The sequence below is a fragment of the Planctomycetia bacterium genome, assembly GCA_021413845.1.
Classification (GTDB): domain Bacteria; phylum Planctomycetota; class Planctomycetia; order Pirellulales; family PNKZ01; genus PNKZ01.
On sequence record JAIOPP010000036.1, the window covers coordinates 63652 to 81796 of the forward strand.

Below are 18145 nucleotides of genomic sequence, written 5' to 3' on the forward strand. Positions count from 1 at the left end.
GCCGACCACGACCGACGAACGATCGCCCGCGAAACCGGCGCTGAGGCGTGTTCGTCGCCACGCATCGTAGCGGCGTCGTGGTTAGCTATTTCCCTTCTTTCTTCTCGGTCGAGGCTGGAGCGATACCTGCTTTGGCGGCGTCGGCGGCTTTCTTTTTGGCTTCTTCGTTCATCATCAAAAACGGATTGGGCTTGAGCTCGATCTTCTTGACCGTTTGCAGATAGTCGAGCACGCTCGCCGATTGATCCCCGCCGACTTGCGCATGAAAGTGCAGCGAGAAGCCATGCGGTCCTTTCACGTCGATCAGCTTCGGCTGGTGCGTGATGAGCGTGCGGATCACATCCACTTGGCCCAGCATCGCCGAGCAGAAGATGTCGGGACGCGCTCCCCGTTCGAGTAACAACTCGACGATGTCGTGGCGGCCGCAATGGGCCGCAGCGCCGAGTCCGCTTTCCCAATCGCCGGCGCCCCAATTCATGATCGAGAGCACCAGCGCCGCCTCTTTCTCCAGTAGCTTTTTCACCATGTCGAGATCGGTGTGCGCAAACATCACGAAGTCTTGAATCAGCAACCGATTGATCTGCGCGTTCTTCCACTTCGGCTGAAACGTAGGGGCCGGGTAATCTCGCTCGAACGGCGCTTCGCGCGGCCCCGGCGGCGGTGCCTGAGCGGCCGTTGACTTCGGTGTAGCGTCCTTCGGTGCGGCCGCCGGCGTCTCTTCCGCTCGCAGCGTGGAAGCGGAAGAAACGAATGCTCCGGCCGTCAGCGCGGCGAACGAGCGACGGGTGTACTTGTCGGTGGGCATGAAATCCGATTCCTTCAGCAGGAGACGAGCGGTGAGATCAATGGGCGAGCCGGCGATTTCGAACTTCGTAAACCTGGTATCAGAGCAATTCGTGAATTTACCATGCTGCGAACATAGAAGCGACGAAGCACCTGGGGGAGATTCCCGACTCGTTCCGGACGGACGATCCCAGTCGGCTGCGGACGGCGAGTGCTCTAACATCGGACTCTCGACTTTCCCCAACCTGAGCGAAATCGATCGTTTGACGCAACGCTGACTTTGATCGATGATCCAGGGAACGATCGATGTTGCTCGGCGGGCCTTCACCGAAGTCTCTTTTCGAGCAGCATCCCGCTGAGTGTGTCGGACCATCCGCAGGCTTCTTGTCCGCAGCCATCCTTGAGCAGCGCCATGAATCGCAACTCTCGTATCGTTTCTCTCAGTGTGCTGCTGTTAGGATTAGTCTTGTCCGCTAAGGCCGAGGAGGTGGGGGCGCCGGGTTCTTATTCGGCAGCGTTTGTCGTGCCACTCGAGGCCGGTTGGGCTTGGCTTCGCGAAGAGCCGCAGGGATGGAGAGTTGAGCAGGGGAGCCTGGAGATTCTCGCGCAGCCGGGGCATGTGTTCGCTAAGTACAACGATGCTCGCAACGTATTGTTGCGCAAGGCTCCGGAGTCTGCGAAAGCGTGGTCGGTCGAGGTGTTCGTCGAGAGCCGGCCGACGACGCAGTTCGAGGAGGCGACTCTCTACTACTATCTCGACGACGACAACTACGTCGGGCTGTTCCGAGAGCAACTCGGCAACGGAACGTATGTGCGGATGATTCGCGAGCAGGCGGGAACGGCGTCGTTTTTGTTCGAGAAGAAGTACGACGCGCCTGGCGTCTGGTTTCGCCTCGTCGTCGACGGCACGAAAGCGACAGGCTTCTATCGACAAACGGAAAACGATCCGTGGCTCGCGATGAGCCGTACCGAGTTGCCTGCGAAGGATGGTGTGAAAGCCGGCGTGAAGGTCGGTGTGAATGCGTCGGGCGGGCCGAAGGGAACGAATCGCTGGGCGAAGTTTCGCGACTTCCGAGTTCGAGTCCCAGCGGAGTAGCTGCACTACTCGCGAAACCGGTAGCCCAGGCCACGTACCGTTTCGATGTGGCCGCTCCACTTGCCGAGCTTCTTACGAAGGCCGCTTAGCTGCACGTCGACCGACCGCTCGGTAGCCGCATGCTCTTCGCCTTGCACCGCGTCGACGATCTGCGCACGGGTGAAGGCCCAACCGGGCTTCGAAGCCAGGAAGTGCAGCAGCCTGAATTCGATATTCGTCAGCGCGATGGGTTCGCCGGCCGCAGTCACTTCGCGCGTGATCGGGTCGATGATGATTTCTCCGACGCGCAGCGGTTGCTCGCTCTTCGCCGAACCGTTCGCCTTCTTGCGAAGCACCGTTTTAATCCGCGTGCCGAGCACCTTCGTGCTGAACGGCTTCGTCACGTAATCGTCGGCGCCGCATTCGAGGCCTGCGACGACATCGTTTTCTTCCCCTTTGGCCGATAGCATGATGATCGGAATCGCTTGGGCCACGGCATCGCTCTTCAGCAGCCGGCAGATTTCCAAACCGCTGAACGTCGGCAGCATCACATCGAGCACGATCAGGTCGGGACGTGATTCCTGCACTACGCTCACGGCTCGCTGGCCCGAGTTCTCGCAGATTACTAAGTACCCTTGCCGCGTCAGGTCGTACATGAGCAATTCGAGAATGTCGTCGTCATCGTCTACAACGAGAATTTTCTCGCCGGCCATGGGTTGGTCGATTCATCGAAGTTGTGTCGTCACGGTGCGCCTATTACCAAAATAGCACGCTCCGAACGAAATTGATCGCTAGCGTATTGTTAGGGTTTCGTGAGCGCGCTCGACGTCGGAGTCGTTGACACTGCGGATCTGCTTTTCGTAACGGCGCTCATCGAAATCTAACCGCTTGGCGAACCGCTCTAGGCATAGAATCGGCACGGTTCGCCACATCGACGTACGTCTTACAACAGGAGAATGGTATGCAACTTACACGCCTAGCATGGTCGGTCATCGCACTGGTTGCGACCTCGACGGTCTATGCCGAAGACCAACTCGTGAAGATCGACGGCTCCAGCACCGTGTTTCCGATTACGGAAGCGGTCGCCGAGGATTTCCAAGCCGAATCCGGCGGCAAGGTCAAAGTCACGGTCGGCATCTCCGGCACCGGCGGCGGCTTCAAGAAGTTCGTTCGCGGCGAGATCGACATCGCGGACGCTTCCCGGCCGATTCTCGCTAAGGAAATCGCGGACGCTCGAGCCAACGGCATCGAATACATCGAACTGCCGATCGCCTTCGATGCGCTCACGGTCTTGGTGAGCCCGGCGAATACCTGGGTCGATCATCTGACGGTCGACGAATTGAAAAAGATTTGGGCGCCGGAAGCCCAAGGGACGGTCAAGAACTGGAATCAGGTTCGCGACGGCTTCCCCGACGCACCGTTGACCCTCTTCGGTGCTGGTTCCGATTCGGGCACGTTCGACTACTTCACCGAAGCGATCGTCGGCAAGGCGAAGTCGAGCCGCGGCGACTACACCGGCAGCGAAGACGACAACATCATCGTCCGCGCCATCGAGGGAGATAAGAACTCGTTGGGCTATTTGGGTTACGCCTACTACGTGGCGAACAAAGACAAGCTCAAGGCCGTGCCGATCGTGAAGGGAACGGCAAAGGCAGTCGGTCCCTCGCTAGAGACGGTCGTCGACGGCAGCTACCAGCCTTTGTCGCGGCCGATCTTTATCTACGTGAATAAGAAATCGCTCGAACGTCCGGAAGTCCGTAAGTTCGTCGAGTTCTACTTGACGCACGCCGAAGCCTTGGTGAAGGAAGTCTCGTATATTCCGCTCCCTTCGGAGAGCTATAAGAGCGGTATGGAGCGCCTCACGGCCGGCAAGACGGGGAGCGTCTTCGGCGGCAAAGCCGAAGTCGGCGTCCACATTTCCGATCTCTTCTCGCGAGAGTTGAAGAACTAGAACGGTCTGCGAACGAGCATGATCGGCAGCGATTGTCTACGAGGGTTGGTCGAGACGAGAACGTCTTGACCAACCCTCATTTTTTACCCCGGTAAGTCGGGCCGAATGCTCAAGCCGGCAACGCGCGCAGTTGCTTAATTTTGCAAGCTCGCTGCACCTTGCGATCCGGCTTGCTCGCGCCTGAGGGGGCAACTACACTTCTCGCCCCTCCCAGCGAGCGGCGTGCCCGATGGTTCGGCATCGCGCGCGTGCTTGGTATTTCGTGAGAGCGATTCCCCGATGAATTATCGACCCGACATCGACGGTCTTCGCGCCGTGGCCGTGGCGAGCGTGGTGCTGTGCCATGCCGGCCTGGGGTTTCCGGGCGGCTTCGTCGGCGTAGACGTCTTCTTCGTCATCTCCGGCTACCTGATCACCTGCCTGATGCTCAAAGATTTGGATGCGGGCACCTTCTCGCTCGCGCAATTTTGGCAGCGGCGCATTCGCCGCATTCTTCCGGCGCTGGTCTTCGTCGTCATGGCGTCGTTCGTCGCCGGCTGGTTTCTGCTCGGGCCGACTGCGTATCATGCGTTCGGCTGTTCGGTCGATGAGTTGGTGATCCTTAAAGCGAACATTCACTTCTCGCACGACATCGGCTACTTCGCCGCTTCCGCCGAGGATAAGCCGCTGCTGCATACATGGTCGCTGGCCGTCGAAGAGCAGTTCTATCTCGTCATTCCGCTGCTGTTTGGGATCGTCGTTCGTTTCGGTCGACGAAGTTGGTTGGAGCCGATCGTCGCCCTGATCACGATGCTCAGCTTCGCGGCCGGTTTCTATGGAGTGTTCAGCGAGAACCAAGCCGCGTATTTCAAACTCTCGACCCGAGCCTGGGAGCTCTTGGCCGGGGTAGCGCTAGCGATTCGTTTGTACAACCGCTCGCCCGTCGCCGGCTTCCCTGTCGCTATGCGGTGGCGCGAAGCTTTCGCGGCTCTCGGCCTGGCGGGGATCGTGCTGCCATGCTTGTGCTACGACGCTCGGACTCCGTTTCCCGGCTTGGCCGCGCTGCCGCCGGTCGTCGGCGCGATGTTGCTCATCGGCTTAGGAGCCGATACCCAGCGCAAGACCTGGGTGCATCGGCTGCTCGAGTCTCGCAGCGCCGTGTATATCGGGTTGATCTCTTACTCGCTCTACCTTTGGCATTGGCCGTTGATCGTTTTCTTTAAGCAAGGAAACGTCGCGCCGCCGACGAACTTCGAGCGCGTGTTATTGGTTGCTATGTCCCTGGCGCTGGCCGTCGTCACGCAGCGTTGCATCGAAACGCCGTTTCGCCAACGACGCTGGCTCGCCTCGCGATCCAGCCTGATCGTAACGACTGCCGTGGTGTTGATCGCCTTGCATGCCGGTGGAAAAAAGCTGCGCAGCACGAACGGTTGGGTCGAGCGCTTGCCGCCGCATGCCCGAATCATCGCCGACACCGGAGTTTGCGATCCACGGTTTATGACCATTCACTTCGCCGCACACGTGCCGGATCAGTTGCTCAAGGTCGGTGCCGAAGGATCGGAGCCGGAGTTGCTTGTGTGGGGCGATAGCCATGCGATGGCGATCATGCCGGGAGTCGACGAAATCTGTCGAGCGTCGGGTGTCGTCGCGCGCGGCGTCGTGCATACCGGACTGTCGCCGATCGCCGCGCATCTCGCGTCGGATTCGCCCCGCATCATCGCCGACACGAACGCTCTGAGCGATGCAGTGAAAAACTATCTCAAGTCGAGCAGGATTCGGGCAGTGATCTTGGCGGCTCGCTGGGGCGTTTATCAGCCGCATCCTCGATTTACCGAATCCCTTCTGCAAACGGTGGACGAACTCAACTCGTTCGGTTGCCATGTCTATTTCATGAAGGATGTGCCGGAGTACGACTGCGACGTCGTCGCCAGGCTCACTCAATCCGCTTGGCACGGGCATGCCTCAGCGCCCCTTTCGGTTTCTGTCTCGCCGCAAGAGTATGCAACCAAGAATCCATTTTATGAGACCTTGCTTCCTCAGTTGATCGCGCACGGCGCGACGATCCTCGATCCCATTCCGGTCTTGCAGGCTCGGACGAACTCGCTCGAAATTCCTGCGAGCGACGCCGGCGGATTATTCTATCGAGATACGCATCACCTGAGCGGATACGGAGGTAAGGCGATCAAGCCGATGTTTACGCCCGTAGTCGATACGCTGCTCGCGCAGCGCTCGATCCCTCCGATACAGTCGACGGAAACGGCGCAGCCGATTCTCACAGCGGACGGGGCGCGCGGCATGACGAAGCAACGGTGACCTGTTGAAGTATGTCCCACCTCGCCGCTACTCGTTCGCCGGCGATGACACCGGCCGGCCCTCTGCCTCTCTCGATTCCCACGCCGAGAATTTAGGATCTCGGGAAGCCGAACCGAGTCGCGATTACGAATTACGGGCGAGAAGCATATCGTCATCGTTGCGGTACTGCGAAATACCCGCCTGTTTCCGGTCACGAGAGTTGTGGTAGAATGTCTGCGACCCGATCGATGCGAGAGTGGCGGAATTGGCAGACGCGCTGGACTTAGGATCCAGTACCGCAAGGTGTGCAGGTTCAAGTCCTGTCTCTCGTACTTTAACCTGATAAGCTCCGCGAGCATCGCTGGCCGCGACTTAGCGCGCTCCCTGAGCCACGTCGCTTTTATCTTTGGCCGCGTCCTGTTTTTTCGCGTCTTCAGCGACGGCCGGAGGCGCTTTCTTGCCATCGTCGGGTAGGCCCAGCACGAGCCAACCGTCGTGGAAGTCGACGTCCATCGCCGCTTGAGTGCCCGAGATCGGCAACGCCAACGCGGTGAGGATCTTGGTTTGCGCGAGCAACGGAAGCGGCACCTCGGGCTTGATCAGTTTCAACAGGGCCGCGACCGGTTCGCTCAAGAGCGAGGCGTGGACCCAGATCTCCATCGGAGCCGGCTTGCCTCGGCTCGCCGGCATTTCGGCCATCGGAGCATACTTTTCCCCTTCCGGCCCGACGCCGATGTAAATGAAATCCTTGGTCGACTTGGCGTGGAGTTGCAACGCCTTCTGGTCTCCGAGGAAACCGTTGACGTAGCGGACGAGATCGAGCCCTTCATTCGCCGCCTTGATTTGTTGATCGGATTCCTTAACGAACGATTCGGCCACTTCCTTTTTATTGTCGCGATCGGCGATCAGCCGCGCTTGCTCGGAAATCTGATAAGACTTCTTTTCCGTGATCCGCGTAATCAACCGATGTCCCAAGTTGCGCGTTGAGCCGAACTGGTCGTACACAAGCTTGGTTTTGGTTTCGATTTCATTTTCTCCGACGACCACGAACCCCTTACGAGGTTCGAAAATGATTCTTCGCTTCGATACGAAGTCGGTGAACGTCCGGCTCCAGACGACGCCAGGCTCTTGCACCGCCTTGGTTTTGGAAACCGTGCGCCCGCGGAAGTACATGTCGAAAGCCGCTTCTTGCGAGTCGGGCAGAAGCTCCGCTCGAATCGTGCCGGTGGTGTGGCTGTCTCCCGTGCAGTGCGACCCTAAGACCATCTTGTTAACTTCACCCTTGCGGTCGATATCGCTATCGGAATAGCGGGTGAGAGCCGTCTTGTCGATGCGCAGGACGAGCGGAAACGGCGATTGCTCGGCCGGCTTCGTGGGAACTTCCGCGGCCGGATCGAGCACGGCGTAATCGTTCAAGCGCTCGGCGGCCGTTGCGACTTCAAAACTTGCCGCGGTCCATAGAAATCCGAATAGCGCGAAGATTGATCGGTATGAACGCATTGTAAGCTGCCTTATCGAAAATGGGGCGTTGCGCGGCGATTGTGTGTGCCGACGATTCAATGCCAATTCGTAAAGCAATTGCCGTGCCGCATTCTTACGGCCTGCTGCATCTTCCGCTCGATAAGGCATGGAAGCGTCGGCGTCCTTGTTGATGAGAACTGATGCTGAGTGCCCGATGCGTGGTAGCACACGCCGCCTATTCAAACGGCCGGCGATGACATACGATCGATAGCCACATCGACGCCGGACGTTCGCGAGCGCGGCGTCTCTGATTCGCAATCGACCTGAGGAGAACAACGAGATGACCGAGGCTCCGGCACGCTTTGCGCCGCCGAAGGCCTACGCCGTCGCCCTCTTGCTGTCGGCGATCGTGATCGCGATCCGTTTCGCGGCCGATCCTTGGCTCGGAGTGAAGTCGCCGCTGTTGGCGTTTCAATTGGCGATCTTCTTGGCCGGCATCTACGGCGGCTTCGGGCCGGCCATCACGGCGACGTTTCTCTGCAGCCTCACCGGTTGGTACTTTTTTCTCGAGCCGACGTATTCGTTCCGCATTGCAGCATCCGAAGACGTCATGCGGCTGCTGATCTTCGCCGCTTCCGGCGTCGTCATCGGGTATTGTTGCGGCCGCATGCTTTCCGATCGCCGGCGGGCCGATGTCGTCGAGCGTGCCTTGTCGGACAAGATCGTCGAATTGCGCAAGTCGCAAGCTACGCTCGCCATTCAGGCCAGGCTTATGGAGTCGATGGCGGAAGGGGTCAGCTTAGCGAGTGAAGACGGATACTTGGTGCATACGAACGCGGCGCACGATGCGATGTTCGGCTACGATCGAGGGGAGCTGATCGGCAAGCACATCTCGATCCTCAACGACTATCCGCCTCAGGAGAATCTGAAGCGCGTGGCAGGCGTGATCGAAGTTTTACGCAGCGAAGGAACGTGGTCGGGCGAGTTTCACAATCGCCGCAAAGACGGCAGCGGTTTTTTTACGTTTGCGCGCATCTCCACGTTGAAGGCCGACGGCACGACGCATTGGCTGTGCATACAAGAAGACATCACGCAACGGAAAGCCGACGAGGCCTCGCTGCAAGATTTGAACCTCGACCTGCGCCGCAAAGTGGCGGAGCTCGAAACGCTGCTCGAAGTGCTCCCGATCGGCATCGGCATCGCCGAAGATCGCGATTGTCGTGTCATTCGCGCGAACCCGAGCTTGGCCGAGATGCTCAAGATGCCGACCGGCAAGAACGCTTCGCTCACGGCTCCGGCCGAAGAGCGGCCGACGACGTTCAAAGTCTTGCAACGAGGCGTTGAAATTCCTTCGGACGAACTGCCCATGCAGCTCGCGGCTTCGGCCGGCCGGAGCGTTCGCGATGTGGAAATCGATGTCGTGTTCGCAGACGGGCGCATCACTCGCCTGTTGGAATCGGCTTCGCCGTTGTTCGATGAGCAAGGGAGCCCGCGCGGCAGCGTCGGCGCGTTCGTCGATATCACCGATCGGATCGTGGCGCACGAAGAGCGTCAAAAGCTGATCGTGCAACTCACGCAAAGGAGCAGCGAGCTCGCGGTCCTTTCCCAAGCGACGCAAGACGTCAATCAGGTGCTCAATGCCGAGTCGATCTTGCGCACGCTCGTCGCCGCGGCGTTGCAGATGACCGGGGCCGAAGGGGGCATGGCAGGACTCGTCGAGAACGACGTCGTCCGGTTTTCCGATTATCATCGTCGCGGCGAGCGCATCGCGATCGACTTGGAGTTCCGCAGCAACGATCCTCGCGGCGTGCCGACTTGGATCATGCTGCATCGCAAGCCGTATCTCAGCGAAGACGCTTTCGCCGACGACGTGATCCGATCCGACGTGCGTGCGGCTTACGGCGTACATGGCTTCGTCGCGGTCCCCATCTTCGGTCGCGACGATCGCCTGCTCGGTTGTCTGGAGTTGCACAATAAGCCTGCTCCCGAGCAGTTCACTCAGCACGACATCGAGAAGCTGCAAGGCCTTGCCGCCGGGGCCGCGATCGCGCTGGAAAACGCCGGCTTATTGCAGCAGGTGCGCGATGCCGACCGCCGCAAAGACGAGTTTCTCGCGATGCTCGCCCACGAATTGCGCAACCCGTTGGCACCGGTTCGCAGCGCCTTGGATGTGATTCGCTTAGACGAACGCCCGGACGATCCCTCGCAAGCGTTATTCGAGATCATGGATCGTCAGGTCTCGCACATGGGCCGGCTGATCGACGACTTGCTCGACGTCTCGCGCATCACGCGCGGCCGGATCGAGCTGCAGCGCAAAGAACTCGACCTGACGGCCTTGGTCAATGCGGTCGTCGTCGATCATCGGCAAGTCACGACCAACGCCGGGCTCACGCTCGTAGCAAATGTCGCTGCGGAGCCGCTGTGGATCTCCGGCGACGAAACACGGCTCGCGCAAGTGCTTGATAACTTGTTCTCCAACTCCGTGAAGTTCACCGATCGTGGCGGCAAGATCGAAATCACGCTCGCGGCAAGTCCCGACGACGGTGAAGCGGAACTTTCGATTCGCGACACCGGTATCGGCATCGGCGCGGAAGACCTGCCACGTATCTTCAACGCGTTCGCGCAGGCGGATCGCTCGCTCGATCGCCGACGGGGCGGCCTCGGGCTCGGCCTCGCAATCTCGAAAGGGATCATCGAGCTCCACGGCGGAAGCGTGCAGGCCGCGAGCACCGGTCTCGGCAAAGGGAGCACGATCACGTTGCAATTGCCGCTGATTCAAAAGCAGGCCGTCGCAATGCCTACGCCCGCCTCGCCGCAATCGGCTTCACATGCATCGCTGCGCGTGTTGATCGTGGAAGACAATCGCGATGCGGCGGATACGCTGCGATTGCTATTGAAAGCGCATGGCTATGCGGTCAGCGTCGCTTACTCCGGACCGGAAGGGGTCGAGGCCGCCGCGCTCTCGAGGCCCGAAGTCGTCTTATGCGACATCGGGCTCCCCGGCATGGACGGTTACGCCGTCGCGTCGGCCTTGCGCGCCAGCCCCGACAACGCCCACCTGCGCCTGATCGCGTTGAGCGGTTACGGCCGCGAAGAAGATCGCCGGCGAGCCCTCCAAGCCGGGTTCGACGACCACATGACGAAGCCGGCCGACGTCAGCAAGTTGCTCGTGAAGCTACTGGCTTATGGTTCACCGGCCCCCGAAAGCGCCGAACCGGTGGGCAACTAATGCTGCTTGCGCGTACAATCGGTCTGTGATGCATACCGAGTTGCTTACCGTCGACCCGCAGCGGCCCGAGCCGGAGCGCATCGCGCGCGCCGCGGCGATCATTCGCCGCGGAGGGCTCGTCGCGTTTCCGACGGAGACGGTCTACGGACTCGGAGCGAACGCGCTTGATTCCGCGGCCGTGCAAAAAATCTTCGCCGCTAAGGGCCGGCCGAGCAACAACCCGTTGATCGTGCATGTGACGACGCTTGCCGCCGCGAAAAGCCTGGCTTCGGCCTGGCCGGAAGTTGCCGATCGACTCGCCGCCCGCTTCTGGCCGGGACCGTTAACCTTCGTCTTGCCGAAAAGCGATGTAGTTCCGGCGCTCGTCACGGCCGGAGGACCGACGGTTGCGTTGCGCATGCCCGCGCATCCGGTGGCGCGAGCGCTCCTCGATGCCGCGGCGACTCCGCTGGCGGCACCGAGCGCGAACCGTTCGACACAGGTCTCGGCTGTCCGTGCCGAGCATGTCGTTCGCGCGCTCTCAGACCGTATCGAGATGGTGCTTGACGGAGGCGCAGCGTGGGACGGCTTAGAGTCGACCGTCGTCGATCTGACGAGCAATGTGGTTCGTATTCTGCGGCCCGGTCCGATCGATTCCATTTTGCTTGGCGAAGTGCTCGGCTATGAGCCGTCGCAAGTCGAGGTTCGCGCCGAGGAACGAGATGGTGCACTGTCGTCGCCCGGGCAACTCCGTAAGCATTATTCTCCTTCGGCGACCGTCGAACTCACGCTCGACGACGGTCGCGCGAGCGCCCTCCGTTCGGCAACTGCCGGGCTGCGCGTCGGGTGGTTGCCGATGCCGAGAGAAGATGCGCCGCCGAAAGAAGCAGCGAATGTCGTCTATTGCCCGATGCCGCGCGATCCGGCTGCGTACGGGCGACTGCTTTACGACGTGTTTCATCGTCTCGAAGCGGCCGAAGTCGACGTGATCGTCGTCGAGTCGCCGCCGATGACGAGCGCTTGGGCCGCGGTGCTCGATCGCTTGACGCGCGCCGCCGCAACGTAGGTCCGGTTCGTCGGCTCGATTCGTCCTCCGGTCGTGTCGTTGCCGGTCGGAAGCGTTGCCGTTATTATCGAAGGCGGATCGTTCGCTCGGCCCCCATAGCTCAACTGGATAGAGCAGCCGCCTTCTAAGCGGCAGGTTCCTGGTTCGAACCCAGGTGGGGGTATTTGTTATAATGCCTACGTACAACTTGGTTTCTGAGTCGGGCCGCATGTCTTTTGTCCGACGCAGTTCTCTTCGGAATCTTGGTAGTCCTACCAAGATTGGGAGGATTCTGTGTCTAGACGGAAGAATGACGTTCCCACCTATGGCCTGCACAAGCCCTCGGGCCAAGCCCGCATCGTCGTCGACGGGCAATCGATCTACCTTGGTAAGCACGGCTCGCCGGAGAGCCTGCAGGCCTATTCTCGCTGGGTCACGAAGCTGGCCGCTGCACCGGCGGCCGGCCGTGCCTCGAAAGCGAAGCTCCTCGCGGAACCGGCCGACGACCTCACGATCAACGAGTTGATCGTTCGCTATCTCCATTTCGCCGACGGGTACTATCGGATCGACGGCAAGCGGACGAGCGAATACAAGTCGATGGTCGAAGCCGCCGGTCCTTTGCGGCGACTTTACGGACTCTCGCCGGCGCGCGAGTTCGGCCCGAAGGCCCTCAAGCAGGTGCAAGAAGCCTACGTGCAACATGGCCTTTGCCGGAAATCGGTCAACAAGCATGTGTTTCGCGTTCGCCGGATCTTCCGTTGGGCAGTGGCGGAAGAGTTGGTCCACGAGTCGCTCGCTCACGGTTTGGCTGCCGTCGAAAGTTTGCGCCGCGGCAAGACGGCGGCTCCGGAGACGTTGCCTACCGCGACCGTCGATCTCGCCGATGTCGAAGCAGTGATTCCCTTCGTCAGTGACGAAATCGCCGCGATGATTCGCCTGCAGTACCACGCGGCGATGAGACCGGCCGAAGTCACGATCATGCGGCTCTGCGACATCGACCGCAGCGATCCGGAGCTTTGGCTCTACCGACCCACAAGCCACAAGACGGCTTATCGAGACGGCGACCGAGAGATTTATCTCGGCGAGGAGTGTCGAAAGGTCTTGGGACCGTTCATGGATCGACCGGCCGATGCCTTCCTGTTCAGCCCGGCCATCGCGGAGCGGCGACGTAATGAGAAACGAAACGAGGATCGGGATCCGAATCGCAAGACGAAGATCTTCGACTGCGAACTCCGGCATCGAGTGCGTCGTCGCGAGGCGGCAGCGCGCCGGCAATCGATGCGCCCAAAACGTGACCACTACGACGCCGACTCCTACCGCCGAGCGGTTGCGTATGGAATCAGGCAGGCCCGGAAGCACGGGATCGAAGTTCAGGAATGGTCACCGCGCAGACTTCGTCACACGATGGCGACGAAGGTCCGAGAAAAATGGGGCGTCGAAGGAGCGCAGATCTATCTAGGTCATAGCAAGTGTTCTGTCACGCAGGTCTATGCGCAGCGTGACCGCAAGCTCGGTCGCGAAGTCGCTCTCGATGTCGGATAAATATCCATGGCCGCCGGTTCGGATGAATGCTCCTGCCGGCGGCCGCCTTCTCAAGAAAACCTTTGACGAAACGGGGCAGTTCGCGCTAGAACGATCTTGTTCACGTTTTTTCCGACTAGATCGGAACGAGCGTCCTGTGAACCGGCTCCGCTTATGAGCCGACAAACCGAGGCTCCGGCCGCAGTTCGCGAAGCGAGGCCTTCGGGTCTTCTTCGGTGACGCTACCTCATAGGGTCGTGGCCGAGCGTTTCGGCCGACGACCATCGCGGAACTTTTCCGCCGTTGCCTGCCGACCTCGGCGTCGGGCAGGACGCAGTGTTTGCTTGGGCCTGTCGTCGGCCCACTCCGTCGTTCGCCGGCTTCGCGGCGCCCTTCTGCGCCCCCGGAACGACGGCACTCGCACATGAGGATAAGAGATGATCGACATCACCAACGAGCAACTGATCTCGCTCGCCGAGGCCGCCGAGATGCTCCCGTGCGGTCGCAAAGGTCGCTACCCGAACGTGAAGACCGTCTACGCCTGGACGATCAATAACGGCTGTCGCGGAGTTGTTTTGGAGAGTCTGAAGTGCGCCGGCCGCCGCATCACATCAACGCAGTCAGTCGAAAGATTTCTTCAAGCGTTGACGGCCGCGTCCGGCACTCCTCGCCCCGTTAACGGCCGTCGCACGAGTACGGTTCGCGACGCGGAAATGGCCGCGGAGCTCGACCGGCTCGGCGTTCGTTAATAGGAATGGCAGCAAGCAACGCCGGCGAAACTTTCCCAACGACCTGTTCAGAAAAACTTGCCGGCGCGCACTAGCCGCTCGAAAGCCTTGAACGGATGTCCCTTAGCGATGCTGTCGCCCTGTGCCGGCGATCGTCGGCCGGTGCGAATTACCAGAAATCTTTCGAACTCGGTGTAACGATTTGCCCTTCTCGCGCAATTACGTAGCCGAGGGAACGATTGATTCAGACGATCGTCGTCCCGTCAGGAATCGCGGATGGACATACCGCAACCGTTTTGGACTCCGCTTCATCTCGTTCGACCGCTTGTCGACCGAAGCGTGATGCGAGCCGAGCGGCACCAGGAATTGGTTCGGATTGCAGGAATGATCGCAGGCTACGCGACTTAGGTCGCGCCGGGGTCTGCTGCGCAATCAACGAAGGGTGCCGAATCGAGCTCGTGTCGTGAGAGGATCTAAGCATGTTCGAGAAACAGCGTGTCGTCGGCAAGTATGCCGGCTTCCGACCCACGGTCCGACTTCGCAAGCCTTCGTTCTTGCGCAGCCGGCCGTCGAGTCGTTGCCGGCGAATCGACATCGGCGCCGCGCCGCCTACCAACGGCCATCGTATGCAGGCCCGCACCACGGCTGCCTCGCTTCGTTCCAACTAGTTCGACATCTGCGCATCGTGGGCCCTGCAGGCGGGCTCAGCGAGCCGACCTCATCCACGAACAGCTTGGAACGACGCACAGCAGGAGAAGCACAGGAAGAAGCGTCCGACAGGACAGTCACACAAGAACGAGCTGCGCGGCGGTGTACGTCGCGTGAATGAAAGATTGCTGAGCTCGGGCACCAACATTTGCCGCGTCGAGAAACTCCGCGGCCCATAGAAAAGGTAGGAATATGAAGTACGAAAAATTGAAAAAGGTTGTGGAGTCGTTTGAGAGCGAAGAGGATTCCATGGAGTGGCGTTTTACGACCGGAACGAAGATTAACGCGGCGATCGAGATCCCCGACGGAAATCGCTATCGCCAGCGGGAATTGAGCAAACTACGGGATGATCTTTTCGGCTATCTTCCCGAGGAGGACGTGCCCAGCTTACGACAGCTTTATCTCTTCGGTCGCCTTGCTTATCTGTTCAAGCCCGAGGATATTTTGAAACTGTCGGAGGTGCCCTTCGCCCACTTTAAGGAGGTGATGTCCGTTGTCGACCATGAAGAACGATTGTCGTTATTGAAGCGTGCGCAGAGCGAAGAGCTGAGCTTGCCGCAGTTCCGCAATTTGGTCCTGGAGAGTCGGCAGGAGAACGGCAACCGGACAGATCGAACGTTCTACGACTCGAAGGTCAATGTTAAGGCGATGGCGAGCTCGGTCGAGCGATGCCGCGCAGAGCTGCTCGCCAAGCGAGAAGTTCATCGACGGCTGATGAAAGAACTTTCCCCTGAAAGCAGGGCATCGCTTGCTGAAATTGCTCAGCGTACCCAAGAAGTGTTCGAAGAGTTAGGCGACCTGTTCAACGAACTCAACGCCGAATTCTCCGAGCAATAAGCCACGGTCATTCAAGTCGCCTCGGGATGAGATGTTTAGGAGTAGAGCGAAGCCAAGGGTGGCCGGCGACAATCGCCGGCCACCTGCTTCGACAAGATCTCGCGGTCCAATGCGTTCGGCAGTTCGGCTGTCTTCGAACGATTCACTGGAGCAGCCGAGTCTATTGCTCGTGAGACACTAAGGAACATAGCGACCGCGCGTTCGGGATCTTTCGTTGCGATATGAAGAAGAGGTCAAAACTCAGAAACGACCCCTTGTTCATCCGGAACGACCCGAGAGTCGTCTCGACCCTCAGGATCGCGTCAGCGGGGCGCTAATGCGCTTTAAACGAGTGCCGCCATGGACGTCGTCGATTCGAACCGGTCGACGCCTGAGTGATCCGGCCAGCACGAACGAATGGTCGCGATGGATAGAGTCACGGATTCATTGTTTCGGCGCAACGAACGACGTTTCGTTCGCAGCACGCTCCGTCGAACGGTTCAGGTTCGCGCGGACGTCAGGCTGTAAGGTCAGCGCGCCTATTTCTTCACTTCAAGTATTCAACCTTGGCCGAATGCTCGTACCGGCCAGGTCGAATCGCGTCGTTTCGAGCCGTCCAGCGTCGTCTGTGTGTAAGAGGTTAAATTAACCTCTCTACAGTACTACGTACTGTCAACAGAGACGGGTTCTCGGCCCGGTCCAGAGGACCGTGCCTTCAAACCAATCGAGCCTGTCTCGACAGGCTCGTGATGAAAAGAACTTCGCACCTGATCAGAAAACGACGCCACTTCGTACGACTCGCTGCGACGTTTCTACGACCTGTACTCATCAATTGAGCTGACCGGCTTCATCGATGGGACTCATTGCTCGACGGCGCGATGCTGCTCGATCACGAACTGCAGCAAACTCGGTCGCTCATCGACACGCAGGACTTCATGACGTCAGCGCGTCTCGTTAATCCTCCCACGGCTGCCGTATTATGAGTCATCGGCAATGCGCGATGTTCGCCATCTTCAAGGGCACGTCAGCAACACGCCGAACATAGCGATCGCGTGTCGTTGCCTCGTGGAGAATCGAGTCGGCGCGAGCACAGTCCTTTGCACTGGATCACGGCTCATCGGCCGGCTGCAAGATGCCCATCGTTAGGAACTCAGAAACGGGCACTTCGCCGTCCGAAACGACCCGCAGGTCGTGCCGGCCCCTCGGAACGCGTTAGCGAGGCGCTAATGCGATTTAAACGAGTGTCACTACGCCCGTCGTCCGCTTAAACCGGCCGAGCACGTGCGTGAACGGGCCGGAGCCGCCGCATGGTCGCGATGGATCGAAGCCGCCGGTTCATCATTCCGACAACGAACATCATTTTCTCTGCGTCACGTTCAATCGTTCGATTCAGGTTTGCGCAGACGTCAGGCTTCAAAGCCGGCGAGCGTCCTTCGCCACTTCAACTGAGTTGACCTTGGCCGAAAGCTCGTACCGGCCATGCCAAATAGTCTCATTCCGAGTCGTCCAGCGGCGTCTGTGTGTGAGGTTAAATTAACCTCTCTACAGTACTACGTACTGTCTACAGAAACTGGTCCTTCGGCCCAGCCCCGAAGGGCTGGACCTTACGGACCGATCGAGCCTGTCTCGACAGGCTCGTGATGAAAAGGACTTCGACCCTGATCGAACCGCAACGTCATGTCGTGCGTCTCGTTCCGACTACCTGTTCCATGAAATGATGCAACCGGATGATTTAATACGAACTCCTCTATCGGCAGGCTGTGCGACTCAGTTCGACCACGGCCTGACAAACTCGGTCACTCATCGAGATGCGGTGCTGCCTCCTGTCGGCTCCGATCGTCTCTTGATTCACGCAGGTTATCGGTGACGCGCTTTTGACTCGCTCGCATGATTGATCAGCTACCAAGATCGGAGTCTTCGGCGACGTGCGACCTTCCTCTGCTTCAACGGCATGGCATGTTGCGTCGAACCAGCCGGATGAGGTCGGCGGGGGCTGGCCAGCCTTAAGCTCATTCCGTTCACTGAGACGGAGCATGACGAACATAGCGAACGCGCGGTCACTATCTCTTGTGGAGGTTCGAGTCGGCGCGCAAGTCCGGTTGCGAACTTGATCACAACGCCTCGGCCGGCCTCAATATGGTTACATCGAAAACACTAAAACGCCCCGTTGCCTGTCCGGAACGACCCGGGAGTCGTCTCGACCCTCAGGATCGCGCTAGCGAGGCGCTCAAGCGCTTTAGGTGAGCCTAGTGTTGGAGGCCGTAACGACTCGAAGCGGCGATTCATGCCTGATCGTGTCGGTGCAGCCGAACCGTATCATGGGAAGGAAGTCGCCGGTTCACCGTCTCGGCACCGCAAACGTCGTCTGTTCACGGTACGTTCTGTCGAACCGTTTGGCTTCGTGGACAATGTGACTGCAAGGCCGGCGCGCATTCTTCCGGCGTTCCGCGCCGCGATTACAGCGGCGAACTCGCAGCAACCGTGTCCGATAACCGTCGTTTCGAGCCGTCCAGCGTCGTCTGTGTGTAAGAGGTTAAATTAACCTCTCTACAGTACTACGTACTGTCAACAGAGACGG

11 protein-coding genes, 2 tRNA genes and 1 pseudogene are annotated in these 18145 nt (G+C 59.6%); 11 read left to right on the top strand and 3 right to left on the bottom strand.

From position 1 onward, the window contains the following. Positions 1-217 precede the first annotated feature (217 nt). Positions 218-550 (bottom strand): annotated as a pseudogene (locus K8U03_07660) (ankyrin repeat domain-containing protein). 756 nt (positions 551-1306) lie between these two features. Here K8U03_07660 and K8U03_07665 point away from each other — a divergent pair. Then, positions 1307-1879, top strand: coding sequence for a hypothetical protein (locus K8U03_07665; protein MCE9604765.1), 573 nt, complete (start codon positions 1307-1309; stop codon positions 1877-1879). 5 nt (positions 1880-1884) lie between these two features. Here the strand turns inward: K8U03_07665 and K8U03_07670 are convergent, their stop codons facing one another. Beyond that, complete coding sequence (locus tag K8U03_07670; GenBank protein MCE9604766.1) at positions 1885-2571, bottom strand: response regulator; 687 nt, start codon at positions 2569-2571, stop codon at positions 1885-1887. 248 nt (positions 2572-2819) lie between these two features. Between K8U03_07670 and K8U03_07675 the strand changes: the two genes are divergently transcribed. The 3 genes from K8U03_07675 (at position 2820) to K8U03_07685 (ending at position 6412) form a co-directional block, all read left to right on the top strand. Then, positions 2820-3809, top strand: coding sequence for a PstS family phosphate ABC transporter substrate-binding protein (locus K8U03_07675; protein MCE9604767.1), 990 nt, complete (start codon positions 2820-2822; stop codon positions 3807-3809). Positions 3810-4088: 279 nt separating this feature from the next. Then, complete coding sequence (locus tag K8U03_07680; GenBank protein ID MCE9604768.1) at positions 4089-6101, top strand: acyltransferase; 2013 nt, start codon at positions 4089-4091, stop codon at positions 6099-6101. A gap of 229 nt (positions 6102-6330) precedes the next feature. Continuing rightward, positions 6331-6412, top strand: a tRNA-Leu gene (locus tag K8U03_07685). Between the two features lie 40 nt (positions 6413-6452). Here the strand turns inward: K8U03_07685 and K8U03_07690 are convergent. Beyond that, positions 6453-7580: a hypothetical protein gene (locus K8U03_07690; GenBank protein MCE9604769.1), complete on the bottom strand. Its 1128-nt coding sequence runs from the start codon at positions 7578-7580 to the stop codon at positions 6453-6455. 301 nt (positions 7581-7881) lie between these two features. Here K8U03_07690 and K8U03_07695 point away from each other — a divergent pair, with 301 nt between their 5' ends. The 7 genes from K8U03_07695 to K8U03_07725 all read left to right on the top strand — a co-directional run bounded on the left by K8U03_07695 (position 7882) and on the right by K8U03_07725 (position 15588). After that, positions 7882-10770, top strand: coding sequence for a response regulator (locus tag K8U03_07695; protein MCE9604770.1), 2889 nt, complete (start codon positions 7882-7884; stop codon positions 10768-10770). 28 nt (positions 10771-10798) lie between these two features. After that, the gene (locus tag K8U03_07700) at positions 10799-11815 is read left to right on the top strand and encodes a threonylcarbamoyl-AMP synthase (GenBank protein MCE9604771.1); all 1017 of its coding nucleotides are present in this window, start codon (positions 10799-10801) and stop codon (positions 11813-11815) included. 89 nt (positions 11816-11904) lie between these two features. Beyond that, positions 11905-11978, top strand: a tRNA-Arg gene (locus tag K8U03_07705). A 110-nt stretch (positions 11979-12088) separates the two neighbouring features. Further along, the gene (locus tag K8U03_07710; protein ID MCE9604772.1) at positions 12089-13336 is read left to right on the top strand and encodes a tyrosine-type recombinase/integrase; all 1248 of its coding nucleotides are present in this window, start codon (positions 12089-12091) and stop codon (positions 13334-13336) included. A gap of 416 nt (positions 13337-13752) precedes the next feature. After that, on the top strand, positions 13753-14064 hold the full coding sequence (locus K8U03_07715; protein ID MCE9604773.1) for a DUF1580 domain-containing protein: 312 nt from the start codon (positions 13753-13755) through the stop codon (positions 14062-14064). Positions 14065-14522: 458 nt separating this feature from the next. Continuing rightward, positions 14523-14711 carry a hypothetical protein gene (locus K8U03_07720; protein ID MCE9604774.1) on the top strand — a complete coding sequence of 63 codons (189 nt, stop codon included), beginning with the start codon at positions 14523-14525 and terminating at the stop codon, positions 14709-14711. A gap of 232 nt (positions 14712-14943) precedes the next feature. Continuing rightward, entirely contained in the window at positions 14944-15588 is a 645-nt protein-coding gene (locus K8U03_07725) for a hypothetical protein (GenBank protein MCE9604775.1), read from the top strand. Positions 15589-18145: the final 2557 nt, after the last annotated feature.